23 protein-coding genes and 1 tRNA gene are annotated in these 25968 nt (G+C 67.5%); 9 read left to right on the top strand and 15 right to left on the bottom strand.

All coding sequences use genetic code 11. The annotated features are described in order from the left end of the window. The coding region (locus ABZ717_RS16300) for a DEAD/DEAH box helicase family protein (protein WP_358510666.1) at positions 1-901 on the bottom strand (901 nt) is incomplete at its 3' end. Positions 902-1034: 133 nt separating this feature from the next. On the opposite strand from ABZ717_RS16300, the gene ABZ717_RS16305 reads away from it, so the two are divergent. Next, on the top strand, positions 1035-2126 hold the full coding sequence (locus tag ABZ717_RS16305) for a hypothetical protein (RefSeq protein WP_358510669.1): 1092 nt from the start codon (positions 1035-1037) through the stop codon (positions 2124-2126). Between the two features lie 3 nt (positions 2127-2129). On the opposite strand, the gene ABZ717_RS16310 is transcribed toward ABZ717_RS16305, so the two are convergent. After that, the gene (locus ABZ717_RS16310; RefSeq protein WP_358510672.1) at positions 2130-2567 is read right to left on the bottom strand and encodes a MarR family winged helix-turn-helix transcriptional regulator; all 438 of its coding nucleotides are present in this window, start codon (positions 2565-2567) and stop codon (positions 2130-2132) included. A gap of 143 nt (positions 2568-2710) precedes the next feature. On the opposite strand from ABZ717_RS16310, the gene ABZ717_RS16315 reads away from it, so the two are divergent. Continuing rightward, on the top strand, positions 2711-3067 hold the full coding sequence (locus tag ABZ717_RS16315) for a hypothetical protein (RefSeq protein ID WP_358510675.1): 357 nt from the start codon (positions 2711-2713) through the stop codon (positions 3065-3067). Positions 3068-3159: 92 nt separating this feature from the next. Here the strand turns inward: ABZ717_RS16315 and coaE are convergent, their stop codons facing one another. From coaE to polA, 5 genes are all read right to left on the bottom strand, one after another. Then, positions 3160-3762 carry a dephospho-CoA kinase gene (gene coaE, locus ABZ717_RS16320; RefSeq protein ID WP_358510678.1) on the bottom strand — a complete coding sequence of 201 codons (603 nt, stop codon included), beginning with the start codon at positions 3760-3762 and terminating at the stop codon, positions 3160-3162. Between the two features lie 33 nt (positions 3763-3795). Then, positions 3796-4293: a GNAT family N-acetyltransferase gene (locus tag ABZ717_RS16325; protein WP_358510681.1), complete on the bottom strand. Its 498-nt coding sequence runs from the start codon at positions 4291-4293 to the stop codon at positions 3796-3798. 106 nt (positions 4294-4399) lie between these two features. Next, complete coding sequence (gene rpsA / locus ABZ717_RS16330; RefSeq protein ID WP_067603027.1) at positions 4400-5896, bottom strand: 30S ribosomal protein S1; 1497 nt, start codon at positions 5894-5896, stop codon at positions 4400-4402. A gap of 415 nt (positions 5897-6311) precedes the next feature. Next, positions 6312-6755 (bottom strand): alternative ribosome rescue aminoacyl-tRNA hydrolase ArfB, encoded by a 444-nt coding sequence (arfB, locus tag ABZ717_RS16335; RefSeq protein WP_358510685.1) that lies wholly within the window; start codon positions 6753-6755, stop codon positions 6312-6314. 26 nt (positions 6756-6781) lie between these two features. Next, positions 6782-9544, bottom strand: a complete 2763-nt coding sequence (gene polA / locus ABZ717_RS16340) for a DNA polymerase I (RefSeq protein ID WP_358510688.1) — start codon at positions 9542-9544, stop codon at positions 6782-6784. A gap of 74 nt (positions 9545-9618) precedes the next feature. On the opposite strand from polA, the gene ABZ717_RS16345 reads away from it, so the two are divergent. The 3 genes from ABZ717_RS16345 to ABZ717_RS16355 all read left to right on the top strand — a co-directional run bounded on the left by ABZ717_RS16345 (position 9619) and on the right by ABZ717_RS16355 (position 13238). Next, positions 9619-10047, top strand: coding sequence for a hotdog fold thioesterase (locus ABZ717_RS16345; protein ID WP_358510691.1), 429 nt, complete (start codon positions 9619-9621; stop codon positions 10045-10047). A 383-nt stretch (positions 10048-10430) separates the two neighbouring features. Then, complete coding sequence (locus ABZ717_RS16350) at positions 10431-11678, top strand: ABC transporter substrate-binding protein (RefSeq protein ID WP_358510694.1); 1248 nt, start codon at positions 10431-10433, stop codon at positions 11676-11678. A 327-nt stretch (positions 11679-12005) separates the two neighbouring features. After that, positions 12006-13238 (top strand): ABC transporter substrate-binding protein, encoded by a 1233-nt coding sequence (locus ABZ717_RS16355; protein WP_358510697.1) that lies wholly within the window; start codon positions 12006-12008, stop codon positions 13236-13238. Positions 13239-13319: 81 nt separating this feature from the next. Here ABZ717_RS16355 and ABZ717_RS16360 read toward each other — a convergent pair whose 3' ends face one another. The 5 genes from ABZ717_RS16360 to ABZ717_RS16380 form a co-directional block, all read right to left on the bottom strand. Continuing rightward, positions 13320-14177 (bottom strand): ABC transporter ATP-binding protein, encoded by an 858-nt coding sequence (locus ABZ717_RS16360; protein WP_358510700.1) that lies wholly within the window; start codon positions 14175-14177, stop codon positions 13320-13322. After that, the gene (locus tag ABZ717_RS16365; RefSeq protein ID WP_358510703.1) at positions 14170-15048 is read right to left on the bottom strand and encodes an ABC transporter ATP-binding protein; all 879 of its coding nucleotides are present in this window, start codon (positions 15046-15048) and stop codon (positions 14170-14172) included. The genes ABZ717_RS16360 and ABZ717_RS16365 overlap by 8 nt, the downstream gene beginning before the upstream one ends. Beyond that, positions 15038-16027 carry a branched-chain amino acid ABC transporter permease gene (locus tag ABZ717_RS16370; protein ID WP_358510706.1) on the bottom strand — a complete coding sequence of 330 codons (990 nt, stop codon included), beginning with the start codon at positions 16025-16027 and terminating at the stop codon, positions 15038-15040. Before ABZ717_RS16370 ends, ABZ717_RS16365 begins: the two co-directional genes overlap by 11 nt. An 11-nt stretch (positions 16028-16038) precedes the next feature. Further along, positions 16039-17607 carry a branched-chain amino acid ABC transporter permease gene (locus tag ABZ717_RS16375; RefSeq protein ID WP_358510709.1) on the bottom strand — a complete coding sequence of 523 codons (1569 nt, stop codon included), beginning with the start codon at positions 17605-17607 and terminating at the stop codon, positions 16039-16041. Positions 17608-17970: 363 nt separating this feature from the next. Then, positions 17971-18540 (bottom strand): response regulator, encoded by a 570-nt coding sequence (locus tag ABZ717_RS16380; RefSeq protein ID WP_358510827.1) that lies wholly within the window; start codon positions 18538-18540, stop codon positions 17971-17973. Positions 18541-18699: 159 nt separating this feature from the next. On the opposite strand from ABZ717_RS16380, the gene ABZ717_RS16385 reads away from it, so the two are divergent. Both ABZ717_RS16385 and ABZ717_RS16390 read left to right on the top strand, forming a co-directional pair. Further along, positions 18700-18775, top strand: a tRNA-Leu gene (locus ABZ717_RS16385). Positions 18776-18859: 84 nt separating this feature from the next. Further along, positions 18860-19669 (top strand): transcriptional regulator, encoded by an 810-nt coding sequence (locus tag ABZ717_RS16390; RefSeq protein ID WP_358510712.1) that lies wholly within the window; start codon positions 18860-18862, stop codon positions 19667-19669. A gap of 544 nt (positions 19670-20213) precedes the next feature. Here ABZ717_RS16390 and ABZ717_RS16395 read toward each other — a convergent pair. Both ABZ717_RS16395 and ABZ717_RS16400 read right to left on the bottom strand, forming a co-directional pair. After that, positions 20214-21116, bottom strand: coding sequence for a serine hydrolase (locus tag ABZ717_RS16395; protein ID WP_358510714.1), 903 nt, complete (start codon positions 21114-21116; stop codon positions 20214-20216). Beyond that, a complete protein-coding gene (locus ABZ717_RS16400) occupies positions 21113-21979 on the bottom strand; it encodes a LysR family transcriptional regulator (RefSeq protein ID WP_358510717.1) in 867 nt (288 codons plus the stop codon). Before ABZ717_RS16400 ends, ABZ717_RS16395 begins: the two co-directional genes overlap by 4 nt. A gap of 139 nt (positions 21980-22118) precedes the next feature. Here ABZ717_RS16400 and bla point away from each other — a divergent pair, with 139 nt between their 5' ends. Together bla and ABZ717_RS16410 are read left to right on the top strand one after the other, a co-directional pair. Next, entirely contained in the window at positions 22119-23051 is a 933-nt protein-coding gene (gene bla / locus ABZ717_RS16405; RefSeq protein ID WP_358510720.1) for a class A beta-lactamase, read from the top strand. A gap of 259 nt (positions 23052-23310) precedes the next feature. After that, entirely contained in the window at positions 23311-24258 is a 948-nt protein-coding gene (locus ABZ717_RS16410; RefSeq protein WP_358510723.1) for a DUF1266 domain-containing protein, read from the top strand. Between the two features lie 128 nt (positions 24259-24386). Here the strand turns inward: ABZ717_RS16410 and pyk are convergent, their stop codons facing one another. Then, positions 24387-25820 (bottom strand): pyruvate kinase, encoded by a 1434-nt coding sequence (gene pyk, locus ABZ717_RS16415; protein ID WP_358510726.1) that lies wholly within the window; start codon positions 25818-25820, stop codon positions 24387-24389. Positions 25821-25968: the final 148 nt, after the last annotated feature.

Genomic DNA, 25968 nt, shown 5'->3' on the forward strand with positions numbered 1-25968 from the left:
CGTGGGTGGTGCGCATCCGCAGCCGCTGCGCCTCCAGCAGCTTGCCCTGCCCCTCCAGTTCGGTGAGCCGTTCCCCCAGCTCCGCCTCGATCGTGGCGATGGCGCGCTCGGTGCGCTCCTCACCGGCCACGTAGTGCGACGCGGGGAAGATGAACATCTCCTCGCTCTCCCCCAGCACCTCGCCGGTGAGCGGGTGCAGCGTCATCAGCCGTTCGACCTCGTCACCGAACATCTCGATGCGGATCGCCAGCTCCTCGTAGACCGGGATGATCTCGATGGTGTCCCCGCGCACCCGGAACGTGCCACGGGTGAAGGCGGTGTCGTTGCGCGAGTACTGCATCTCCACCAACCGGCGCAACAGGTCGTCCCGGTCGACCTCCATGCCCACGGCCAACCGGGCCATCCGGTCCACGTACTCCTGTGGCGTGCCCAGACCGTAGATGCACGACACCGACGCCACCACGATGGTGTCGCGCCGGGTGAGCAGCGAGTTGGTCGCCGAATGCCGCAGACGCTCCACCTCGTCGTTGATCGACGAGTCCTTCTCGATGTAGGTGTCGCTCTGGGGGACGTAGGCCTCGGGTTGGTAGTAGTCGTAGTACGAGACGAAGTACTCGATCGCGTTATTGGGCATCATCTGCCGCAACTCGTTGGCGAACTGCGCGGCCAGGGTCTTGTTCGGCTGCATCACCAGCGTGGGCCGCTGCAGCCGCTCCACCGTCCACGCCACCGTGGCCGTCTTACCGGTACCGGTCGCGCCCAACAGCACCGTGTGCTCGCGCCCGTCCCGCACCCGTTCACTGATCTCCTCGATCGCGCGCGGCTGGTCGCCCGCGGGGGTCATCTCCGAGACGACCTCGAACGGGGCCTCACTGCGTTTGATGTCGCTGACCGGTCTCACTAGCCCTCAAATCTCCCGTCGAACCGTCCCCTCATCCCAACGCTACAGACCGCCTCTGACATCCCTGGCCGAACGACTCCTCGGCGTTACCATCGAAAGAAGCGAAAAGTGCCCGAAAAGTGAGGTACGCGCTGTGTCCCACCCCTCCAGACCCACCTTCGACCCGGCACTTCCCGCCAGGACCATCGAACGGCTGCGCGCCCACACCGACCGGCTCGTCCCCGCCACCAAGGCCCGACCACGCCGCCCCACCTGGCGCGAGAGCGCCCTGGGCCTGCTCCTGGGAAGTACCTCCGCCGCCGCCCTCGCCCTCCTCGTCGACTCCCTCGTCGTTCCGCTGACGGTCCTGTTGTGTCTGGGAGGGACCGTTCTCCTTCTCGGGCTGGTCGCCCGCCGAGGCGGCGTCGCCGATGACTGGCCCGACCTGATCATGCACGCGTTCTGGGCGTTGCCCACCTCGCTCGCCGGGGTCCTGGGCGCGCACTGGATCGCCTCCGAGGCCCTGGGCACCGCTCTACCGGGCGACCCGGCCCTGGCCGCGCTCTACCTCGTCACCGGCGCGGCCGGAAGCGCCGCCATCATGCGCCCGGGTATGCCCGCACGCCTGGCCACCGAACACCACGGCCGATACGTACTGCCCGAGGACTTCGGCCGTCCCTCCTCCCTCGCCACCCGCCGCGAGGAACCCGAGGCGCACCTCTTCGCACGCCTGCAACAGACCACCGACCGGGTCGAGGAGGGGCGACGCGTCCTCGGCCACTCCTTCGACGCCTCTCAGACCCTGCCCCTGTTACGCCAGGAGGAATGGCGCCTGTCCCAGGAACTGCTGCGGCTGCGCTCCTTACGCCGGGAACTGGTCCAACGCCGCAAGGACGCCGTTTCCGACCAGGTCACCCGTGCCCTGGCCCCGCAGTCCGAAGCCGTCTCCCGCGCCCACCGGGCGCTCTCCCGCCGGGTCGACGAACTCGCCGCCTACGGCGAACGCGTCCACGCCGCCGTCCTCGCCCACCACGAGTGGCAACAGTGCCAGGAGATCGCCGACCGGGCCGCCGACTACGCCGACCTGGCCCTCACCTCCGGCCAGGACCCCACCCCCACCGAGGAACTCGACTCCAGTCTGTTGAGCGTGCGCGCCGCCCTCAGCGTGCGAGAGGACCTGGTCCGCGAGGCCGTGGCGGCGGGCACCTCACTCTCCGAAACCTTGGACGAGGAACCCGAACCCTAGAGGTCACGCGGCCCGGAAGGCCGCCTGTACGGTCTCGCCGATCCGCCGTTGGATCGGATCGGCCTCGGCACCGAAAAGCCGTTCGTCGACGGTACCGACCACTCGCATCGCCTCGCCCAGGATCCGCCGCCCCTCGCCGGTGAGCGTGATCCTGGAGGCGGCACCGGCGCGGGCCGTGTCGTCCCGTACCAGGCCGGCGGCCTTGAGCGCCTTCACCGCGGTGTGCGTGCTCTGGACCGTGATGTTCGACATCCGGGCCAGGTCACTGAACGAGGCACCCGGAACACTCGCGATGTGCCCGAGCAGCCCGAGCCGACCCACCGTCAGTTCGATTTCCGAGAGGGCATCGCTCAGCTCCGACTCGATCGTCCGGGCCAGCGTGAGCAACAGCACCGACGTGCTCGTCACAGGGGCGCCCGGCCACACTTCTTCGTCCACCATGGCCCCATTCTCCTCCAAGGTGAACCCCGACCGTCTCCGATGAGCCGCGCTGCTATCCTTCAGCTTGCCTGAAGGTTGGTGGTGGCGAACACGCGAGCCACCGTTCCCGACCCGCCCCTCTCATCCGAACGGAACTCGTGTCCATGCTCGAAGTCATCCAGTCGTTTCTCCTGACCGCTCACCTGTTCGGCATGGCAACGATCGTCGGCACGTTCTTCGTGCAGATGCGTCGGAGCACGGGCTTCGCCACCGGTCTCATGCTCGGAGGGGCGGTCGTCCAGGTCGCCACCGGCATGGCGTTGGTCGGCGTCGGCTACGCGACGGGCGCCGACGTGAACCACGCCAAGATCGCCGTGAAGCTCGGTATCGGGGTCACCGTGCTCGTCACGGCCCTCCTGGCCGCACGCGCTCAGAGTCGCGAAGGCAGGGTCAAACCCATGTTCCACACCGCGGGAGGGCTGGCGACCGTGAACGTGCTGGTCGCCGCGCTCTGGCAGTGATCGGGCACGAGCCCCTACCCGAAGGCACCGGGCACCGGTGTCCTGTTCGGTGAACCACGGGAGGTCGTCGGTTCGGGCCCGGGGAACACCGCCTAGCCGGCGCGGTCCAGGAGCTCACTCCACAGTTCGGCGGCGCGTTCGGCCAGCTCCTCACGGGTACCGGAGTTGTCCACCACGAAGTCGGCGGCGGCCAGGCGCGTCTCGCGATCGGCCTGGGCGGCTATGCGGGCCCATACCTGTTCACGCGGCATGCCGCGGTCACGGGAGACGCGTTCCACCCGTACCTCGTCGGGGGCGTCGACCACGACCACCACGTCGTAGAGGGACTCCAGACCGTTCTCCACCAGCAACGGGACGTCGTAGACCACGACCTTGGCGCCGGATTCCAACGCCTCCTCCATCAGCCGGCCGCTACGCTCGCCCACCCTGGGGTGGACGATGGCGTTGAGCCGAGCCAACCGGGTCTCGTCGGCGAACACCAGCTCACCCAGCCTGGGCCGGTCCAGCCGACCCTCGGGGGTGAGCACCCCTTCCCCGAACTCGGCGACGACCTCGGCCAGCCCGGGGGTCCCCGGCTCCACCACCTCGCGGGCGATGGCGTCGGCGTCGATGACCACCGCCCCATAGGAGGCCAACGCGGCCGAGACCGCGCTCTTGCCCGAACCGATCCCGCCGGTGAGTCCCACTTTCAGCATGCGCCAAACCCTAGAGGTCGGAGTGCGCGATCGTCACACCGACCCCGCCGTCACCCGCCCCAGTTCCTTGCGCATGTGCACCATCACCAGGTGGTCGGCGACGCGCTCCCGGTGTGTCTCGGCGTAGCCCAGCCGACGGTAGAGGCGCTGTTCGGTGGTGTTCTGCGCCCCCGAGAACAGGGTCAACGCCGCAAGCTCCGGGCGACGGCGCCGCAGGTCCTCCTCCAGCCGCTCCATCAACGCCCGGGCGATCCCGCGCCCGCGCACGTCGGGGGCCACGACCAGGCGACCCACCACCCCGGTCGTGTCGGTGGTCGCCGCGCGCACCGCGCCCACCAGCCGATGACCCACCACCGCCTTGAGCACCAGCGCGTCCCCCGAGGCCAACAGTCCCTCGATCCGGGACAACCCCTCGGTGAGCGGCAGGATGAACGGGTCCCCGTAGGTCTGCGCCTCATCGACGTAGGCGGCACGCTGGAGGGTGAACAGCTCCCCCGCGTCCGCCACGGTGGCCGGGTGGATCTCGAACACGTCGCCTCCTGGTGCGCTCCCCTTCACGGGCTTCAACCTAGAGCCTGACACACGGCGAGGGGCCGCCCCCACCGAAGTGGGAACGGCCCCTCGAACGACCAGAGGCTTAAGCCTCGCCGCCCGCGAGCTTCTCGCGCAGAGCGGCCAGGGCCTCGTCGGAGGCCAGGGCGCCACTGCCGGAGTCGGAGGTGCCGGTGGAACCGGTGCTCTGGGCACCGCCGCCGGTGTACTCTTCCTCTTCCTCCGGAGCAGGAGCGTTGGCGGCGTCGGCCTCGGCCGCGCGCGCCTCCTCGACCTGCTTGCGGTGAGCCTCGAAGCGAGCCTGCGCCTCGGCGTAGCTGCGCTCCCACTCGTCCCGCTGAGCCTCGAAGCCCTCGAGCCACTCGCCGGACTCGGGGTCGAAGCCCTCGGGGTACTTGTAGTTGCCCTGCTCGTCGTAGTCCGCGGCCATGCCGTACAGGGTGGGGTCGAAGTCCACCTGGTCGGGCGAGACGGCCTCGTTGGCCTGCTTCAGCGAGAGGCTGATGCGACGACGCTCAAGGTCGATGTCGATGATCTTCACGAAGATCTCGGTGCCGACCTGGACGACCTGCTCGGGCACCTCGACGTGGCGCTCGGCCAGCTCGGAGATGTGGACCAGGCCCTCGATGCCCTCTTCGACGCGCACGAACGCACCGAACGGAACCAGCTTGGTGACCTTGCCGGGAACGACCTGGCCGATCTGGTGGGTCCGGGCGAACTGCTGCCACGGGTCTTCCTGGGTCGCCTTGAGCGACAGGGAGACACGCTCACGCTCCATGTCCACGTCGAGAACCTCGACGGTGACCTCCTGGCCGACCTCGACGACCTCGCTCGGGTGGTCGATGTGCTTCCAGGACAGCTCCGAGACGTGCACCAGACCGTCGACGCCACCCAGGTCCACGAAGGCACCGAAGTTGACGATCGAGGAGACGACGCCCTTGCGGATCTGACCCTTCTGGAGGGTGTTGAGGAACGTCTGGCGAACCTCGGACTGGGTCTGCTCGAGCCAGGCACGGCGGGACAGGACCACGTTGTTGCGGTTCTTGTCCAGCTCGATGATCTTGGCTTCGAGCTCGCGGCCCACGTAGGGCTGGAGGTCGCGGACGCGGCGCATCTCGACCAGGGAGGCCGGCAGGAAGCCGCGGAGGCCGATGTCGAGGATGAGACCACCCTTGACGACCTCGATGACGGTGCCGGTGACGACGCCGTCCTCTTCCTTGATCTTCTCGATCGTGCCCCAGGCCCGCTCGTACTGAGCGCGCTTCTTGGACAGGATCAGACGGCCTTCCTTGTCCTCCTTCTGGAGAACGAGGGCTTCGACCTGGTCGCCGACGGCAACCACTTCACCGGGGTCGACGTCATGCTTGATCGACAGTTCCCGAGAGGGGATGACACCCTCGGTCTTGTAGCCGATGTCGAGCAAGACCTCATCTCGATCGACCTTCACGATGGTGCCCTCGACAATGTCACCGTCGTTGAAGTACTTGATGGTCTCGTCGATCGCCGCGAGGAAGGCTTCCTCGGACCCGATGTCGTTGACCGCTACCTGGGGTGTCGAGGTGGCCTCGGTGCTGCTCGTCATTTGTGGGTGGACTCCGGATACGGACAGGTTCAGGAAATGGGCACGCCGCGGGCTCGGGCTGTTCGATCCGTCGTCCAGATGTGAGGAGCAGGGGCACATGTACGGAACGAGCCGTCCGTGACCGCCGACTACCTGAGTCCAGAGTGGTGACCGATGCGGTGCAACCCTTCGCCCCCTACGGGGACGACAGACGGCACGCACGAAACCCACAACGCTCTGGCCAGAATATGAGACAAGGGCGTCCTGGTCAATCGGAACCCAGGACCGCCAACCCGACGAAGGGCATATTGGCCGCAACCTACCCGAGCGGGACGGTCAAGATCAACTGGACGACGTCGCATGTCCGACGGTGCTTACCCACCCGTAACCTCATGGCCTTCCCACGGGCCCGAACCGTCCCCGAAGGAGCCGAAGATCACTCCATCGAAGGCCGCGAACGTGCCCGTTTGACCTCGCTCCGGCGCCGTTTGGCGTCCAACCGACGCCGCTTGGCGTTCTTGGAGGGCTTGCGTTCGCGCCGTTCCGGCGGCGGGGGCTCGATCGCCTCCGCCAGGACCGACGCCAGCTTCTCCCGGGCCTCCAGCCGGTTGCGCACCTGCGACCGGTGGGTCTGCGCCGACACCGTCAGCACACCCTCCACCAGGCGCCCCCGCAGACGTTCCAACGCCCGGGCCCGGCGAGTCTCTCCCAGTGCCCGACAGGACGCCACGTCCAGCGACAACGACACCCGGGTGTCGGAGGTGTTGACGTGCTGCCCTCCCGGCCCCGAGGACCGGGAGAACCGCCACGTCAAAGCGTCCGCGGGAACGGTCACGGGCCCCACGGCCAGACCTTTCGTGGTCTCGTCCTGCCCCGCCACCGTTCCCACCCTCTCGATCTTCCGCGCTAGTGCGCGGCGTCGTGCCAGTTCTGTCCGCTGCCGACCGAAACGCCCAGCGGAACACGCAGATCATAGGCCGAGCCCATCTCGTGCGTCACGAGGTTTTCCACCGCCTCGCGCTCACCCGGGGCGATCTCCACCACGAGTTCGTCGTGCACCTGCAGCAGGACACGGGAGTCGTGTCCGCCCTCGGTGAGCGCCGCGTCCACCTGCAACATCGCGACCTTGATGATGTCGGCCGCCGAACCCTGGATCGGCGCGTTCAACGCCATCCGCTCGGCCATCTCCCGGCGCTGCCGGTTGTCGCTGGTCAGATCCGGCAGGTAGCGGCGTCGGCCCAGGATCGTCTCGGTGTAGCCGACCTTGCGGGCCTGCTCCACCACCGCGTTCAGGTAGTCGCGCACCCCGCCGAAGCTGGCGAAGTAGTCCTCCATCAGCCGCTTGGCCTCGTCCGGAGCGATCCCCAACTGCTGCGACAGCCCATAGGCGCTCAACCCGTAGGCCAACCCGTAGCTCATCGCCTTGATCTTGGAACGCGCCTCGCCGTCGACTTCTTCCACCGCGATGTCGAACACCCGCGCCGCCATCTGCGCGTGGAAGTCGTAACCGCTGTTGAACGCGTCGATCAGCGCCTGCTCGCCGGACAGGTGCGCCATGATCCGCAGCTCGATCTGGCTGTAGTCGGCGGTCAACAGCTCGTCGTAGCCCGCACCGACCACGAACGCCCGCCGAATCCGCCGACCCACGTCCGTGCGCACCGGAATGTTCTGCAGGTTGGGTTCGGTGGAGCTGAGCCGCCCGGTCGCCGCCACCATCTGGTTGAACGTGGTGTGGATGCGGTCGTCGTCGGCGACGGTCTTGATCAGACCCTCGACCGTGGTGCGCAGCTTGGTCTGGTCCCGGTGGTGCAACAGCACCCCCGGCAGCTCGTTGACGGTCTGCCCCGCCAGCCACGCCAGCGCGTCGGCGTCGGTGGTGTACCCGGTCTTGATCTTCTTCGTCTTCGGCAGCTCCAGGTCCTCGAACAGCACCTGCTGCAACTGCTTGGGCGAACCCAGGTTGAACTCACGGCCCACGATCTCGTGCGCCCGCTCCACCGCGGCGCGTCCCGCCGAGGCGAACTCCGCCTGCAACTCCTCCAGATAGGGGCGGTCCGCGGCGATCCCGGCCCGCTCCATCCGCGCCAACACGTCCACCAGCGGCAGCTCCACCTCGCGCAGCAGGTGCGACCCACCACGCTTGCCCAACTCCGCGGCGAGCACGACCGCCAGGTCCCGGGTGGCCGCGGCGCGCACCGACAGCACACGGCCGCGCCCGCCCCCTTCGCCCTCCGAGCCCAGGTCCAGGGCCAACTGATCGCCGTCGGTGTCCTCCTCCAGTTCCCGACCCAGGTACTTGCGGGTCAGGTCGACCAGATCGAACCGGCGCTGCCCGGGCTGGGCCAGGTAGGCGGCCAGCGCGGTGTCGCTCACCACGCCGCCCAGGGACCACCCGTGCGCGCCCAGGGCCAGCAGGGCGCCCTTGTACTCGTGCACCACCTTGGGACGATCGGCGTCGGCGAGGAAGGCCGCGAGCGCATCGGTGTCGGCGACGTCCAGCAGAGTGGGGTCCAGGTAAAGGGAGGCACCGCCGGCGACGGTCACCGCCAGCGCGTCCACCCGACCGGTCCCCCGCCCCCAGGCACCTTCCAGGGCCAGTCCGGCCGGAGCCTCGGTGGTCACACCGTCGATGGAGGCGTGTTCGGTGAGCCAGGCCGCCACATCGCCGGTGCCGGCGACGGTCACGTCCACCTCGAAACCCTCACCGGAGCCGTCGACGCCCTCGCCCTCACCCTGGTCCGCGGTGCGCACCACCGTGTACAGGCGCTCACGCAGGCTGGAGGCGAACTCCAGGTTGTCGAAGAGCGCGTCCACCCCGGCCCGGTCCGTCTCGCCCAGACCCAGCGCACCCACCTCGGCGTCCAGTGGCACGTCGGTGACCAGCTTGTTGAGACGCTGGTTGCGCAGCACGTCGGCCAGATGGTCGCGGAAGTTCTGCCCGGCCTTACCGGTGACCTCGTCGGCGCGCTCCACCAGGGCCTCCAGGGACCCGAACCTGGCGATCCACTTCGCGGCGGTCTTGGGCCCCACCCCGGGCACACCGGGCAGGTTGTCGGCCTTCTCCCCCACCAACGCGGCCAAGTCCCGATAACGCTCGGGCGAGACCCCGTACTTGTCCTCCACCGCCGCCGGATCCATCCGCCGCAGATCCGACAGGCTCTTGCCCGGGTACAGCACCGTGCAATTCTCGGTGACCAGCTGGAAGGCGTCCCGGTCACCGGAGGCGATCAGCACCTCCATACCCGCCTCGCCACCCTGGTGGGCGAGCGTGGCGATCACGTCGTCGGCCTCGAAACCGGGCGCGGACAGGTTGGTCACGCCGATCAACCGCATCAGGTCCTGGGTCAACGGCACCTGGGACGGGAATTCCGGCGGGGTCTCCGAACGGCCGCCCTTGTAACCGTCGTACTCCTCGTCCCGGAACGTGGGGCCGGACAGGTCCCACGCCACCGCCACATGCGTGGGCTCCTCATCACGCAACAACTTCACCAACATGGAGGCGAACCCGTACACGGCGTTGGTCGACTGCCCGGTACTGGTACCGAAGTTCTCCACCGGCAACGCGAAGAACGCGCGGAAGGCCATCGAGTGGCCGTCCAGAAGAAGCAGTCGGGGGCGCCCGCCATCGGCCGGGGCTGTCTGTTCGGGGGTCTCTCGCTTGGTCACCACAAGGGAAATCTTAGGATGCGCTGGGGACACTCCGTGGCCATCACCACGGGAACAGCGGATCGGAAGGCACCACCATGAGCACGCAGGCCCGGGAACTCAAGGAAATGTTGGACTCCGGAACACTCACCGGCGGCCTGGGCGACACCATGGGCATCGAGGTCACCGAGGCTTCACCCGAACGCGTCGTGGGTCGCATGCCCGTCGAGGGCAACCGCCAACCCTTCGGACTGCTGCACGGCGGAGCCTCCTGCGTCCTGGCCGAATCCCTCGGCTCCATCGGCTCCACCATCCACGCGCGCCGATTCGGACGCATCGCCGTGGGCATCGAGATCAACGCGACCCACCACCGCTCCGCCACCGAGGGCCACGTCACCGGTGTCGCGACCCCGGTCCACCTGGGACGCACCCTCACCACCTGGGACATCACCATCACCGACGACGCCGGTCGCAAGGTGTGCACCTCCCGTCTGACCTGCATGCTCCGTGAGGCGCCCCAGAACTGAGCGGGACCGGACCCGAACGACAAGCCCACCTTCACGGGCGAACATAGGCGCACTACACGGGCCGGCCGTCACACGTTGACGGTCGGCCCGTGCCATGCCCCGCCGTCATGACAGATTGCAGCCGACCGACCTTTATCAGTCACATTCGTCCAGGAACCAGGCCCAATGGCCCTCACCTTGACCACAGGTTCATAACGGCATGAAAGCGAGTCGGACGCAACCGTCCCCTCCAGCTTCACGTAACGGAACTTCCATGATTAAGCTCCACTAACGCTCCTGATTAAGTCATGCCACACATCGCGGACTTCAGGACGCATATGCATCATCGGCACGGCTGCGCCACGCAGTACGTGCACCGCCGGTTGAACGGAGTGACCACGATCATGGCAAGCAAGAAGGTCCTAGGACTCACTGCCGCGACCGCGGCCCTAGTGCTGGGGCTGACCGCGTGTGGCAACGGTGACGACGGCGGAAGCGGCGGAGACTCCGCGGGCGAGGAATTCACCTACGGCATCATCTACCCCCAGACCGGTGCCCTCGCCTTCCTCGGCCCACCGCAGATCACCGCGACCCAGTACGCGGTCTCCGAGATCAACGCCGCCGGCGGCATCCTCGGCACCGAGGTCCCCGAGGTCGTCGAAGGTGACGAGGCCGCCGACGGCGCCCAGGCCAACGAGGCCGCCAACAGCCTCGTCAACAGCGACGTCAACGCCGTCATCGGCGCCGCCGCGTCCGGTATGACCCAGGCGATCTACGACACCGTCACCGGCGCCGAAATCGTCCAGTGCTCGGGCTCCAACACCGCGCCCGACCTCAGCGACATCAACGACGGCGGCTACTTCTTCCGTACCGCGCCCAGCGACCTGATGTCCGGCCCCGTCATGGCCCGCGAGATCGTCAACAACAACCAGACCAGTGTCGCCATCGTCGCCCGCGCCGACGACTACGGCAACGGCTACCTCGAAGCCGTCCAGAACGAACTCGAGGCCCTCGGCGCGGAGGTCGCGCTCACCGAGACCTACGACCCCGACGCCACCAACTTCGACAGTGTCGTCAACTCCGTCGCCAACGAGGAACCCGACGCCGTCGCCCTCATCTCCTTCGAAGAGGGCGCCCAGGTCATCGCCGAACTCCTCGAAAGCGGCGTCGAGGGCGACCAGCTCTACATCACCGACGGCCTCAACAGCCCCGAGCTGGGCACCACCGTCAACGAGGACGACCCGTCCATCGTCGACGGCATCACCGGCATCGCGCCCGGAGCCGACAACCCCGAGTTCAACGACGGGATCCGTGAGTTCGACACGGAACTGGACGTGTTCCAGTTCGCCCCGCAGGTCTTCGACTGCGTCACCGCCATCGCCCTGGCCGCCGAGTCCGCCGGCTCCGTCGACCCGAGCGTCTACGTCGAACACCTGCCCGAGATCAGCCGCCCCGAAGGCACCGAGTGCAACTCCTTCGAGGAATGCCGCGACCTGCTCAACGAGGACGAGGACATCGACTACCAGGGCACCAGCGGCAACATCGACTTCGACGACAACGGTGACCCCACCTCCGCCACCTTCGAGGTCTTCGGCTTCGACGGCGACACCCATGAGGTCCGGGGCTACGAGGAGTACTCCACCGACGAGTAGTCCCCACACCGGACGCCACGTCCCGAAGTAGCGGACTCATCGACGCACACGCAACACCGCGCCGGGGGTGCGGGGCCCGCGCCCCGCACCCCCGGCGCCATTCCTCCGACCGGCACGGCCGCCACCCGCGCGCCGTGCCTCGTCATATCCGTACAAAATGACCGAGTCCGTGGCACGAACCAAAGCACTCGGCCCGACCGCCACGACCACCGCGATGGTCCTCGCACCCGCCGCCCACGACGGCCGACCCCACGCACGCCGGGCCGGCGCCCACCCACACGCGCGCCGAGCCCACACCGCCCCCCGACCCCCGAACGGACCGACCCGATGACCACCGACACGCGCCCGGCCCTGGCGCTCACCGCCACCGCGCTCGCCGCCGTACTCACCCTCAGCGCCTGCTCCGACGCCTCCGAAGCCGACGACAGCGCCTTCACCTACGGCCTGCTCTACCCACAGACCGGATCCCTGGCCTTCCTCGGCCCGCCCCAGCTCTCCGCCGTCGAATACGCCATATCCCAGATCAACGACGCCGGCGGCATCCTCGGCGAACAGGTACCACCACCCGTCCAGGCCGACGAGGCCGGCGACAACGCCCAGGCCAACGAAGCCGCCAACACCCTCGTCAACGACAACGTCAACGCCGTCATCGGCGCCGCCGCCTCCGCCATGACCCAGGCCACCTACGACACCATCACCGGCTCCCAGATCGTCCAGTGCTCGGGCTCCAACACCGCCCCCGAACTCTCCGAGATCAACGACGACGGCTACTTCTTCCGCACCGCCCCCAGCGACCTCATGGCGGGCCCCGTCCTCGCCCAACAGATCGTCGAGGACGGCCACACCTCCGCCGCCATCGTCGCCCGCGCCGACGACTACGGCACCGGCTATCTCACGGCCGTCGAGGACGAACTGAACTCCCTCGGCGTCGACGTCCTCGTCAGCGAGACCTACGACCCCGACAGCACCAACTTCGGCGCCGTCATCGACGGGGTCTTCCGAGCCGACGCCGACGCCATCGCCCTCATCTCCTTCGAAGAGGGCACACAGCTCATGGCCGCCCTCATCGAAAGCGAGGTCCGCAGCACCTTCTACCTCACCGACGGCCTCAACGACCCCGGCCTGGCCGAAACCGTCGCGGACAATCGGCCCGAGGCCGTCCTCGGCACCACCGGGGTCGCCCCCAGCGCCGACAACCCCGAGTTCAACGAAGGACTGCGCGAGTTCGACCCCGAACTCGAAGCCTTCCAATTCGCGCCCCAGATCTTCGACTGCGTCACCGCCATCGCCCTGGCCGCCGAATCCGCCGAGTCACCCGACCCGACCGTCTACGTCGAACACCTGCCCGAGATCAGCCGTCCCCAAGGCACCGAGTGCAACTCCTTCGAGGAATGCCGCGACCTCCTCGACCAGGGCGAGAGCATCGACTACCAGGGCACCAGCGGCGACATCGACTTCGACGACAACGGCGACCCCACCTCCGCCACCTTCGAACTCTTCCACTTCGGAGACGACGGCTACGAGATCCTCGGCTACACCGAGTACTCGCTCCAGGGCTGACCCCGCACACCACGAACACGACGGAGGGGGTGGGGCCGCGCGGCCCCACCCCCTCTTCGCCCGGGTCCCAAGACCCACCGCTCACGCCTTGGCGAGCGTCCCCAAATACAACTCGATCACGTTCGGATCGTTCAACAGGTCCCGACCCGTACCCGTGTACGCGTTCCGGCCCTGGTCCAACACGTACCCGCGGTCACAGATCTGCAGACAACGTCGCGCGTTCTGCTCCACCATGATCACCGAGACACCCGTGGAGTTGACCTCCTTGACCCGCTGGAAGACCTCCTCCTGGTAGATCGGCGACAACCCCGCGGTCGGCTCGTCCAACAACAGCACCGACGGGTCCATCATCAAGGCCCGACCCATCGCCACCATCTGACGCTCACCGCCCGACAGCGAACCCGCCTTGGCCCGGCGCCGCTTCCCCAACAACGGGAACAGGTCCGAGACCACCGAGAACCGCTCCGCGAACGACTTCGGCCGCAGGAACGCCCCCATCTGGAGGTTCTCCTCGATCGTCAGGGAAGGGAACACGTTCCGCGTCTGCGGCACGTACCCCACACCACGCTCCACCAGACCGTGCGCCGGCAGACCCGCGATACTCGAACCCCGCAACGTCAAGGAACCCTCGCGTACCGGGATCAGCCCGAAGATCGTCTTGATCAACGTCGACTTGCCCGCGCCGTTCGGACCGATGATCGCCACGACCTCACCCTCGGAGAGGGTCAGGGTGCACCCGTTCAGGATGTTCACCCCCGGCACGTAACCGGCCACCATGTCCTGGGCCAACAGCAGATAGTCCTCCGGACCACCCACCTCCAAGGCCACACCGGCGTGCTCCAAGACCTCCTCACGGTGTTCCTGGACCGCGGCGGCCTCCTCGGCCTCCACCGGAACCTCCTCCGGCTCAGGGCGCGACCCGCCGTTCTCCTCACTCATCGCCACTCTCCCCGGACTCGCCCTCGACCTCCTGGGCTCCCAGGTAGGCGTCGATCACCTGCTGGTCGGACCGGATGTCCGAAGGACGACCCTCCGCGATCACCCCGCCCTGCGCCAACACCACGATCCAGTCGCTGATGCCCATGATCACGTCCATGTCGTGCTCGACGAACAGGACCGTCTTGCCCTCGTCCCGCAACGACGTGATGTGCTGCAACAGCGACTGCACCAGAGCGGGGTTCACACCCGCCATCGGCTCGTCCAACATGATCATGCTCGGATCGGTCATCAACGCGCGCGCCATCTCCAACAGCTTGCGCTGACCACCCGACAACGAACCCGCCATGTCCTGACGCTTGTCGACGAGCTTGAACCGCTCCAACAACTCCATGGCGCGCTCGGTGTTGGCCTTCTCCTGCGAACGCCACATCGGCCGCAGGAACGCGCCGACCATCCGCTCGCCCAACTGGCCCTGAGCACCCAACAACATGTTGTCGAGCACCGTCATGCGGGTCAGGGCCTTGGTCAACTGGAACGTCCGCACCATGCCGGCCCGCGCCACCTGGTGGCCACGACGACCGTTGATCGGCTTACCCTCGAACGTCCACCGGCCCTTGTCCACCCGGTCGAACCCGGTCAACAGGTTGAAGAACGTCGACTTGCCCGCACCGTTCGGACCGATCAGCGCAGTGATCGTCCCCCGCTGCACCTCCAAGTGGTTCACGTCCACCGCGGTCAGACCACCGAAGGAACGCTTCACGCTGTCGGCCACCAGGATCGGGTCCGACTTCGGCGACCCGGGCTCGGCCACCGCGTCCGCCATCCGGTCGACCTCGACCGCCGCGGAGGTGTCCACCTCATCACTTGACATTGATCAGCATCTCCTTGCGGTCACCGATGAGCCCCTGCGGCCGGAAGACGATCAACAGCACCAGCAACAGCCCCACGAAGGCCAACTGGATCGCGCCGTAGTCGGGCCCCTCCAGGAAGGGCAACAACCCCTCACGGCCCAAGCCCTTCAAGAACCCGTCCGTGAAGTTCATCAGGAACCAGAACGCCATCGAACCGATGATCGGACCGAACACACGGCCCGCACCGCCCAACAGCAGGATCACCCACAGGAAGAAGGTCACCTGCGGCTTGAACTGGTCCGGCTGGATCGCCCCCTGGTGCACCGCGAGCATCGCGCCCGCCAACGCACCGATCAGGCCGCCCAGCACCAACGCCTGCATCTTGTAGGCGAACACGTTCTTGCCGAGGCTGCGCACCGCGTCCTCGTCCTCGCGAACGCCCTTGATCACCCGGCCCCAGGGGCTGTGGATCAACATCCACGTGAACACGGCGAACACCGCGACCAGGCCCCACGTCACCGTCATCAACCACATCTGGTTACCGGTGAACGTCATCGCCCCGACCCCGTAACGCCCACCCGCGTCGAACGGGTTCACCTCACGAAAGCCCGAGGACAGGTTCTGCAGGCCGTAGACACCATTGGTCACCGGCTCGGCGAACCCCGCCCGATACACCAGGCGCAGCACCTCCGCCGCCGCGATCGTCGTGATCGCCAGATAGTCGGCCCGCAACCGCAGAGTCGGGATACCGAGCAGCAACGCCAACACCAGCGCACAACCCAGGCCGACGAGGAAACCGACCAGCACCGGCAGGTCGAACACCGCCACGCTGATTCCCACGCCATAGGCGCCCACCAGCATGAAGCCGACCTGACCGAAGTTCAGCAGACCCGTGTAACCGAAGTGCAGGTTCAACCCCACGGCGGCCAACGCGTAGATCGCCGCGACCGGGCCGACCGCGGATCGAGCGGCCTCGGCGAGGATCATGAGAATATCCATCGTTACCTCTCCTAGCCGACCCGCTCACGCGAACCGAGCAGACCCTGGGGCCTGATCAGCAGCATGAGGATCATCAGGGCCAGAGCCCACGCGTTCATGAGCTGTGCGGGGAACCACAGGGTGGACAACATCGCCACCAGACCGACGGCCAGACCGCCGACCATCGCGCCGTAGGCCGTGCCCAGACCACCGAGGATCACCGCGGCGAACATCAGCAGCAGCAGACGGAAGCCCATCTCGTAGTCCACGACCTGGTTCAGGCCGAAGAGCACACCGCCCAGCGAGGCCAGACCACCACCGAGCAGCCACACGTACATCGTCACGCGGTCCACGTCGATACCCGACGACTCCGCCAGGTCCCGGTTGTCCGAGACCGCGCGCATCGCCTTGCCGATACGGGTGAACTGCAGCAGGCACGCCACCAACACCAGGATCACGATGGCCACGGCGATGATCACCAGGTCGCGAGGCGGCATCGACACCGGACCCAGGTGCACCAACTCCTGCACCTGGAAGCCCGCGTACCGCGTCCGGTTCGCGCCGAACAGCACCAGGAGCACGTGCCGCAGCACCAGCGCCACACCGATCGACACGATGAACATCTGGATCAGGGCCACGTTGCGCTTGCGCAACGGACGCCACAGGTAGCGCTCCATCGTGCCGCCCAGCACCGCGCCCATGACCACCGCGATCGCGGCCGCCGCCCATAGCGGCACCTGCCACTCGAAGGCGTCACCGAGCACACCCAACAGGGTCGCCAGGGCGATACCACCGAAGATCGCCGTCCACTGGAGAACGATCAACAGGGTCCGGCCGAGCCTGTTCTCCATGAACGCGCCCAACAGGATCGCCACGCCCAGACCGGCGAAGATCGCCAGCAGGGAGTTGCCCATCCCGGCCGCGCCGGTGCTGAAGAGGAGCGCCATCATCGCACCGAAGGTGACCATGTCACCGTGCGAGAAGTTGATGATCTGCGTCGTCCCGAAGATCAACGACAGACCGATCGCGGAAACCGCGATGACCAGGCCGAAGAGAAGACCGGCCGCGGTCAGCTGGGCGAAGCGATCACCGAAGCCACCACTGACCCCCTCGACCTCCAGGGCCTCGTCGTCGGCGGCGGCCTCCTCGTCCTCCTCCGCGGCGCCGTCACCCTCCGCGGGGCTCTCCGATTCCTCCGGCTCCTCCGCGGCCGTACCGGCCTCGTCCAAGGCGACGATCAGCGGTCGCCGCTCATCGGCCTCGACCGTGACCTCGGCCTCACCACCGACGAGGAGAACCGTCTCGCGGACCTCGTACTCGCTGGGGATGGACTCCTGATCCACCACTGCGCGGTAGTCGCCCGGTCCGGGCAACACCACTTCCCAATTTCCATCAGAGTCGGTCGCCGCCGCTTCGATCTCGTCGTCACCCTCGAAGACCGTGATCTCGATGCCTTCCACACCGAGATCCCGATCATCGGGCTGAGTGATCTGACCGTGCAGCGCCTCACCGCCCTGTTCGTCTGCCGTCGCCGCCGCCCCGGGGATCACCAGGAATGCGGTGATCAGGGCGAGCAACACGGTCACGAGACGTGTGCGCACGCGCGCTCCTTGCGCATCTGAGGTCACGTGACACCCGGATGTGAGCATTCGGGCACCACTGTCCTTTAGCTGTTCGGTGCGCCGAGTTTAGCCCGGTTTATGGTGGTCATTCAGCACAGCTAAAGCCACGTGACACAACCGTCACCCCATTGTGCGCAACCGAGATCAAACCGGTATGAGATGCGAGTTGAATCTGTACAGGCGTCCAGGTTTTCCGCCCACACCCCAGCCGATCTGTCACTTGGTCCTACCTGTAGTGACCGGATGACCACACTTGAGACCCGATTCCAGACACGACAAAGGGGCCGCCCCCTTGGGCGCGGCCCCTTACGTCGATTGTTCAGTTCTCCTAAGCGGGAAAGATCAGCCCTGCTGTCCACCGAGGGTCTCGACCACGGTCTCGGCGACCTTGCGCATGGTCAAACGGCGATCCATCGAGTTCTTCTGGATCCAGCGGAACGCCTCCGGCTCACTCATGCCGTGCCGGCTCTGCAACAGCCCCTTGGCCTGCTCCACCAGCTTGCGCGTCTCCAACCGGTCCTGGAGGTCACCGACCTCCGCCTCCAACGCCGACAGCTCGGCGTACCGGGAGGTCGCCATCTCGATCGCCGGCACCAGATCCGACTTGCTGAAGGGTTTGACCAGGTAGGCCATGGCCCCGGCCTCCCGGGCCCGTTCGACCAACTCTCGCTGAGAGAAGGCGGTCAGGATCACCACGGGGGCGATGCGCTCCCCCGCGATACGCTCGGCGGCCGTGAGGCCGTCGAGCACGGGCATCTTGATGTCGGTGATCACCAGATCCGGCTTGAGCTCGCGGGCGAGCCTGATGGCGGCTTCGCCGTCACCGGCCTCACCCACGACGGCATAGCCGTCCTCCTCCAGCATCTCCTTGAGATCCAGGCGGATCAGGGCCTCGTCTTCCGCGATCACCACACGGCTCTGCGTCCTCGTCACGTACACGAGGTTACAGAGATCCGCTAGTATGCTGTGCGTTGGCCCCGGCAATGCCGGTCAATCGTGACACCACTGTTGACCGAGCATCGCCTAACCGACTATTGAAGGCCCCGGAAAATCACTTGACAAAGTGAACCCGTCCTGGTAGCCCAACGGCAGAGGCAATGGTCTCAAACACCATCCAGTGTGGGTTCGAATCCCACCCAGGACACCAAAAAGCCATCCAATCGGGTGGCTTTCTTGCTGCCCAGGACCACGCGACCCGAGAATGTCCGAAGCGTGAGCGAACATGCACTGCATGTACTCACCGCATGTCAGGCGTCAAGCCACCTCCCTTCTCGACTCGGGGATCTCCTACTCGGAGGTCGCTCAGCGCACCGGGATCAACCGGTCCACTCTTCGTACTTGGATGACCGACCGATCCCTGGTGGACAAGTACGAGGACACCGACCTCTGTCCGCGCTGCGAACCCATCCCCCGACCGCCCACCGATGGGCGTTCCTACGCCTATCTCCTGGGTCTCTATCTCGGCGACGGCTGCATCACCCCGGCAGGTGACCCGACCAAGGGCGTGTGGCGGCTCCGCATCATGTGCGGCGACGACTGGCCGGGGCTCATCGACGAGTGTGTCCTGGCCCTGTCCTCGATCCGCCCCCACCACAAGGTGTCCCGGGTTCCCTCCCAGGGCTGTACCGAGGTGCACGGCGATTGGAAGCACTGGCCGTGCGTCTTCCCCCAGCACGGCCCCGGTAAGAAGCATGACCGGCGCATCCTCTTGGAGAGGTGGCAGCAGGAGATCGTGGACGCGGAACCGAAGGCCTTCGTTCGCGGGTTGATCCACTCCGACGGGTGCCGGCTCATCAACCGGATACGCAAGAAGCGTCCGGACGGCGAGGTGAAGTCCTACGAATACCCCCGCTACCAATTCACCAACGTCTCGACGGACATCGTCGGGCTGCTCACCACCACCCTCGACCATCTGGATGTGGCTTGGAAGGCACAGGTGAGGAAGCCGTCCGAACCACGGCGCAGGGACACGCACGTCGTCTCGGTCTCCCGGAGGGAGGCCGTGGCCAGGTTGGACGCCTTCGTGGGGCCCAAGCACTGATGTGCGGGGCCGTTCCGGTGGACGAAACGTGCTCACCGGAACGGCCCCGGAGCCCCGAAGGGCGAGTGGCGCCCGAAGCGTGTGGGGACTTCGCGTCAGGCACACACGGCCGGACCCCGGAAAGGGGGATATCCGGGCACGACCGACTCAGAAACCCCCGTAGGAGGAGGGGCGGGGGTTCCTTCACCGCCATTTCTAGCGGATACAGGGCGCTCATGTGAGCAGAACCAGAATCCCGAAGGACTTTCGTCGGTCCCGGCACGAGCAACGGAAGGGGCCGTCCCGGTGGGGGCACCGGCCGGGACGGCCCTGTGGCGGCGCGAATCGCGATGGGGTCGAGTTCCGCGCCACGTGTGACCGAGCCTCGGGGAGGGGATCCCGTGGGCTCGGTCCAGGAGCCACCCTCAGGAGGAGATGAGGGGGTTCCTTCACCAACATTCTTATGGGATCGGAGGCCCTCGTGTGGGGGAAACAGGGATTCTGTGCGATGCGGGTTTTGAATCGGCGCCGGTAACCGCCCGGAACGCCCCGACTTGTGATGCGTTCAGGTGGAGCGCAGGTGGTCACGGAGGGCGCGGGCGACGCGGCCCATGAGGGCTTCGGCCTCGGGTTGGTGGCGGGCGGGGACCTGTGACGCGGTGAGGGCCGCGATGGCGTAGGCCTCACCGTTGGTGTGTTCGACGACGCCGATCTCGTGGCGGTGGTTGAGGACGGTGCCGGTCTTGGACGCCCAGGTGGCGGCGTCGCTGGTGAAGTCGGGGGCGAGACGGTGGCGGATCATGTTGTCGGCCATGAGCGCGCGGACGCCGTGGGCGACGTCGGGGTGGATGTGGGTGGGCCGCCAGAGGGCGTGGAGCAGGTCGACGTGGGCGCGGGCGGAGCCGGAGTTGGCGATGGTGACGTCGAGTTGGGGGATGTGGTGGCCGCGTCCGTCGGTGCCGGCCTGGATGGCGAGGGTGTGGGCGAGGTGGGTCTCGTCGGGGGCCAGCCGTTCCGCGGGGGTGGCGTTGAGGGTGCCGATGCCGTGGCGGACGGTGAGGCCCTGGATCCGGTGCTCGTGGAGGAGTCGGTTGACGTGGGTGGGCGGGGTGAGGTCGAAGAGGGCGTCGGCGGCGATGTTGTCGCTGAGGCAGGTGCTGAGGTGGAGGAGGTCGTCGATGGCGATGGTGACGGGGTGGCGGAACTTGCTGATGCCGAAGGGGCCGGTGCCGGGTGGTCCGGCGTCGATGTGGGTGGGGGTGAGGTGGATGGGGGTGGCGCCGTCGAGTTCGCCTTGGTGGATGCGGTGGAGGGTGGCCAGGGCGAGGGGGACTTTGACCAGGGACGCGGTGGCGTATTCGGTGTCGGGTTCGATGCCGATCTCGTGACCGGTGTGGAGGTCGCGGACGAGGAAGGAGCCGTGGAGTCCGGCTTCGTGGAGTTCGGCGCGCAGGCGGTGGGTGATCACGGGTGGGTGGCTCCGAGGCAGCGGGCGATGTGTGCGTGCAGGTGGGTGCGGAGGGTTTCGGCTTGTTCTCCTGTGGCGGTGTGGTCGCGGGTGGGGTGGATTTCTCCGATGGGACGCCAGTGGAGGTCGAGTCGTTCGGCCTGGTGCGGGGTGCAGAGGAGGAGGTCGTGGGTGGTGAGGACTTCGGCGGTGGCGGTGGTGAGGCTGGTGGCGACGGTGATCTGGGTGGGGTGGAGTCCCAGGGCGTGGCCGGTACGGGTGAGGGGGTCGCGGATGTGGGGTGTGTCGTCCTCGGGTTGGATCCAGACGCGTCGGCGTGGGGTGGTGGGGGCGCGTCCGGCCCTGAGGGTTTCGAGGTAGTGGGTGTGCGCGGTGGGCGGGTGGTGGGTGGCCAGGCCCAGGGGTGCGGTCCAGGTGGCCTGGTCGGGTGCGACGGCGGTGAGGGCGGCGCGGACCTGGTGGGTGTGGAGGAGGTGGGTGCGCTGTGCGGGTGGTGCGGGGTGGGGGTCGAGGTTGAGGTCGTGGTGGCGGGCTCGGGCGGTGAGGTGGGCGAGGTCGTGGGTGGTGCAGGTGGTGGGGACGGCGATGCGGAGTGGGGTGAGGCGGGCGGTGGCGGCGTCGTGTTCGAGGGTGTGGGCGAGGTCGACGAGGCGTCGGGCGGTGGGGAGGACGGCGTGGCCGAACTGGGTGAGGGTGGGGTGGCGTCCGGTGCGGTCGAGGAGGGGTGCGCCGAGGTGTTTTTCGAGGGCGGCGATGCGTCGGCTGGCGACGGGTTGGGGGATGTGTGCGGCTGCGGCTCCGTGGGTGAAGCTGCCTCTGTCGCTGACGTGGACGAAGGCGTTGCAGGCTCCTACGAGGTCCATGACCTGAGGTTATGCGCTTCTGGCATGGGATTGGTCGTTTTCGTCTTGGACAGCATGGGTGGGGGCCGGCGAGACTGCGGGAGCGGGCCGGTCCTGGTTCGTGTTCGTCGAGTGTCGGGAGTTTTCGATGGGGGTCGTGATGTCGGGGTCCAGGGTGTGGGGTTTCGGGGTGCGCGGGTTCGTGGCGGCGGCGTTGTTGGTGCCGTTGGTGGGTTGTGGGGCCTCGGAGGGCGCGGGGGGTCCTTCGGGGGCGTCTTCACTGTCGGCGACGGAGTCGGCCGCGGTGGTGGACTACGCGGCGGAATTCGAGGCGTTGGAGGAGGAGTTCGACGCGCGGCTGGGTGTGTACGCCTTGGACACGGGGTCGGGTGAGGAGGTGGCGTTCCAGGCGGACGACCGGTTCGCGTTCGCTTCGACGTTCAAGGCGCTGCTGGCGGGGGTGGTGTTGTCGGAGAACTCGTTGGAGGAGATGGAGCGGGTGGTGACCTTCGACGAGGGGGTGCTGCAGCCGCATTCGCCGGTGGTGGAGGAGAACCTGGATTCGGGGATGTCGTTGCTGGAATTGTGTGACGCGACGACGCGGTTCAGTGACAACGCGGCGGCGAACCTGTTGCTGGACGAGATCGGGGGTCCGGCGGGGTTCACGGAGTCGCTGGGTGAGCTGACCGGTGACGATGTGACGGTGTTGGAGCGGTACGAGGTGGAGATGAGTGACGCGGTCCCGGGTGAGGTGCGGGACACGAGTACTCCGAAGGCGATGGCGGGGAGCCTGGAGGCGTTCATTCTGGGGGACGTCCTGCCGGACGACCGCCGTGAGGTTCTGACGGACATGATGGTTCGCAACGTGACGGGGGACGACCTGATCCGGGCGGGTGTGCCGGAGGGCTGGGTCGTGGGTGACAAGACCGGCAACGGTGGTTACGGGACCCGGAACGACATCGCGGTGCTGTGGCCCGAGGAGGGTGAGCCGATCGTGCTGGCGGTGATGTCGAGCATGGATGTCGAGGGCGCCGAGCACGACGACGCGTTGATCGCGCAGGCCTCCGAAGTAGTGGTGGACGCACTGGGCTGACCTGCGTCCCGGGTGGTTTTTCGGGGGTTCTGGCCTTTGTGGGACAGACTGGCCAGAACCTCCGTAACTACCCGACCATTTAGACCCCAAATAGGTCTTTTGTCACTTTCTGGGGGCACAGGCACGCTGAACCGGTCACATCACGGCCACAACCTGAGCACAACCCGTGGGTTCGGTCGCGGTGGAGCTCCGCCGTCCCTGATCCTTGATGTCGTGTAGCCCTGCCCGAACGGGCTTGGCGCGAGGAGAGGGGCATCGGGTGTTGACCGCGTTGGCCGGGGTGATCGGCGCGCTGGTGATCGGGGCCTGGGTCGTGGTGGCCTGGGGATCCCGCCGTCGCCAGCCGTGGCTGTGGACTCCGGTGGCGTTGCTCGCGGTCGTGCTGGTGGCCCTGGATCTTCCCGGCTGGTCGTTCGTGCCGACGCTCGCGCTGGCCACCGGTTCCTTCGCCGAATTGGTGGTGGGCTCGCGTGAACAACCGACGATCCGGACCAAGTCGCCTGACGCCCCGTTGAGCACCGAACGATGGGCCGCGGCGGTCGCGGCCCCGTTCCGGGTCGCGTTGGCCGAACCCTGGGACGTGGTGGCCCGGCCCAGTCTGCGACGCCGCTACCGAAGGATGCTGGAGCAGCAGTGGTCGGTGGTGGACCGCGAGTCCTTGTTGGCCGCGGTCGAGCGTCTGCTGGAGGAGCTGCACTCCGGCCCGAGTCTGGACCTGGCGGTGGACCTGCGGTCGGGGATCGCGCGTTCGCGCCTGCCCGACGGCGGTGAGGACACCGGCGCGATGGTGCGGTTGTCCGACGAACAGGTGACGCGGTTGCGGTCGGTCACCGGGGTCGCCGAGGGCGACGAGACGGTGATGATCGGCGCCTACCAGTGGTGGAAGTCGGTGCACGTCATCCGACTGGTGTGCGGTGGGGCGTCGCTGGACTGGTTGAGCCCGGTGGAGACGCAGACCCTCCTGCGGCGGGTGGCCTCGGACCTACAGCGGCGGTACTCGTCGTGGGGACAGCTGTCGTCGGCCTTCCACGCGGGCTATCTGCTGTGGCCCGACAAGGGCGTGGGCGGCGACCACGGGGACGAGGACCGGCTGTGGGTGGCGCTGGGTCTGTTGGACGACGACTCGGGCAGCCCGTGGAACCTGTTGCCGTGGGACATGCCGTTGGAGCGGGTTCCGTTCGAAGGCGCTTCCTCGAACCAGGACTGAGCCGAGGCCGGCCCGTCCACTCCCCCGCCGCACCGGTCGGCCCGGAACGCTCCGGCGTGACTCATTCCGCCGGGCTCCGGGCCGGACCTGATGCGGCCCGTGGGTGCGGGCGCCGTGGGCGCCCCGCGTCAGTTGTTGTTCAAGGCGACGGCGTCACCGATTCGGTGCACGCGCAGGAAGTTGGTGGAACCGGTGGTTCCGGGCGGGCTACCGGCGACGATGACGACCTTGTCGCCCTTGTGGTAGTCGCCGAGTCCCAGGAGCTCGCTCTCGACCTGGCGGACCATGTCGTCGGTGTTGTCGACCCAGGGCACCAGGTTGCTCTCGACTCCCCAGGTGAGGGAGAGGTGGCCGCGTGTGCTCTCCTCGGTGGTGAAGGCCAGCAGCGGGATGGGCGAGCGGTAGCGGGCCAGGCGCCGGGCGGTCTCACCGGACATGGTGAAGGCGACCAGGGCCTTGGCGCCGACGGTCGCGCCGATCTCGGCGGCGGCACGGGCGATGGCGCCACCCGTGGTCTCGGGCACCCGGTTGAGGATGTGCGAGGCGCGCAGGGACTCCTGCTCGGCCGCCCCCACGATGCGCGCCATGGTCTCGACGGTCTCGATGGGGTACTGGCCGACGCTGGTCTCACCGGAGAGCATGACGGCGTCGGCCCCGTCGAGGACGGCGTTGGCGACGTCGGAGGCCTCGGCGCGGGTGGGCCGGGGCGCGCTGATCATGGATTCGAGCATCTGTGTGGCGACGATGACCGGCTTGGCCTTGTCGCGACAGCGTTCCACGGCGCGCTTTTGCACCATGGGGACGTTCTCAAGGGGCAGTTCGACGCCGAGGTCGCCGCGGGCGACCATGACTCCGTCGAAGACCTCGATGATGTCCTGGAGGCGCTCGACCGCCTGTGGCTTCTCGATCTTGGCGATGAGGGGGACGGTGAGGCCCTCTTCGTCCATGATGCGGTGGCACTCCTCGGCGTCCGCGGGGCTGCGGACGAAGGAGAGGGCGACCATGTCGACGTTGTGTCGCAGGGCCCAGCGCAGGTCGTCCTCGTCCTTCTGGGTGAGGGCGGGGACGCTGACGGAGACTCCGGGGAGGTTGAGTCCCTTGTGGTTGGAGACGGTGCCGCCGAAGATGACGCGGGTCTGTACGTCGGTGCTGGTGGTCTTGGTGCATTCCAGCACGACGCGGCCGTCGTCGATGAGGACGCGGTCGCCGGGGCGAACGTCGCCGGGGAGTCCCTTGTAGGTGGTGGAGACCCTGTTCCGGTCGCCGGGGACGTCCTCGATGGTGACGGTGAACTCGTCACCGGCTTCGAGTTCGATGGGCCCGTCGGGGAAGGTTCCGACGCGGATCTTGGGCCCTTGGAGGTCGGCGAGGACGCCGACCGCGCGGTTGGCGTCCTGTGCGGCCTGCCGGAGGTTGGTCAGGCTCGCGTAGTGGTCGTCATGGGTTCCGTGGCTGAGATTGAGGCGGGCGACGTCCAAGCCCGCATCCACGAGTTGCCGGAGGGTCTCCGGGCTCGAGGTGGCGGGGCCAAGGGTCGCAACGATCTTTGCTCGACGTGTCACATGTATCACTTTAGAGCGTCTGGGGGATGGAGTGGTCTAAACCAGGTTGCGAACGGACGTATGCGAGGTGGAGTGGGAGCGAATTCGGTCACCCTCGGTGACCGTTTTCGTGGGGTGATCGGGTGGTCGAGGGTGGGGTCGGTGGGCC

The organism is Nocardiopsis sp. NPDC006832 (assembly GCF_040635885.1).
GTDB lineage: Bacteria > Actinomycetota > Actinomycetes > Streptosporangiales > Streptosporangiaceae > Nocardiopsis.

Coding starts and splice junctions, on each gene's coding strand:
- ABZ717_RS16310 (WP_358510672.1), bottom strand. CDS start 2,567: ATGGTGGACGAAGAAGTGTGGCCGGGCGCCCCTGTGACGAGCACGTCG.
- ABZ717_RS16315 (WP_358510675.1), top strand. CDS start 2,711: ATGCTCGAAGTCATCCAGTCGTTTCTCCTGACCGCTCACCTGTTCGGC.
- coaE (WP_358510678.1), bottom strand. CDS start 3,762: ATGCTGAAAGTGGGACTCACCGGCGGGATCGGTTCGGGCAAGAGCGCG.
- rpsA (WP_067603027.1), bottom strand. CDS start 5,896: ATGACGAGCAGCACCGAGGCCACCTCGACACCCCAGGTAGCGGTCAAC.
- ABZ717_RS16345 (WP_358510691.1), top strand. CDS start 9,619: ATGAGCACGCAGGCCCGGGAACTCAAGGAAATGTTGGACTCCGGAACA.
- ABZ717_RS16350 (WP_358510694.1), top strand. CDS start 10,431: ATGGCAAGCAAGAAGGTCCTAGGACTCACTGCCGCGACCGCGGCCCTA.
- ABZ717_RS16355 (WP_358510697.1), top strand. CDS start 12,006: ATGACCACCGACACGCGCCCGGCCCTGGCGCTCACCGCCACCGCGCTC.
- ABZ717_RS16360 (WP_358510700.1), bottom strand. CDS start 14,177: ATGAGTGAGGAGAACGGCGGGTCGCGCCCTGAGCCGGAGGAGGTTCCG.
- ABZ717_RS16365 (WP_358510703.1), bottom strand. CDS start 15,048: ATGTCAAGTGATGAGGTGGACACCTCCGCGGCGGTCGAGGTCGACCGG.
- ABZ717_RS16370 (WP_358510706.1), bottom strand. CDS start 16,027: ATGGATATTCTCATGATCCTCGCCGAGGCCGCTCGATCCGCGGTCGGC.
- ABZ717_RS16390 (WP_358510712.1), top strand. CDS start 18,860: ATGTACTCACCGCATGTCAGGCGTCAAGCCACCTCCCTTCTCGACTCG.
- ABZ717_RS16400 (WP_358510717.1), bottom strand. CDS start 21,979: ATGGACCTCGTAGGAGCCTGCAACGCCTTCGTCCACGTCAGCGACAGA.
- bla (WP_358510720.1), top strand. CDS start 22,119: ATGTCGGGGTCCAGGGTGTGGGGTTTCGGGGTGCGCGGGTTCGTGGCG.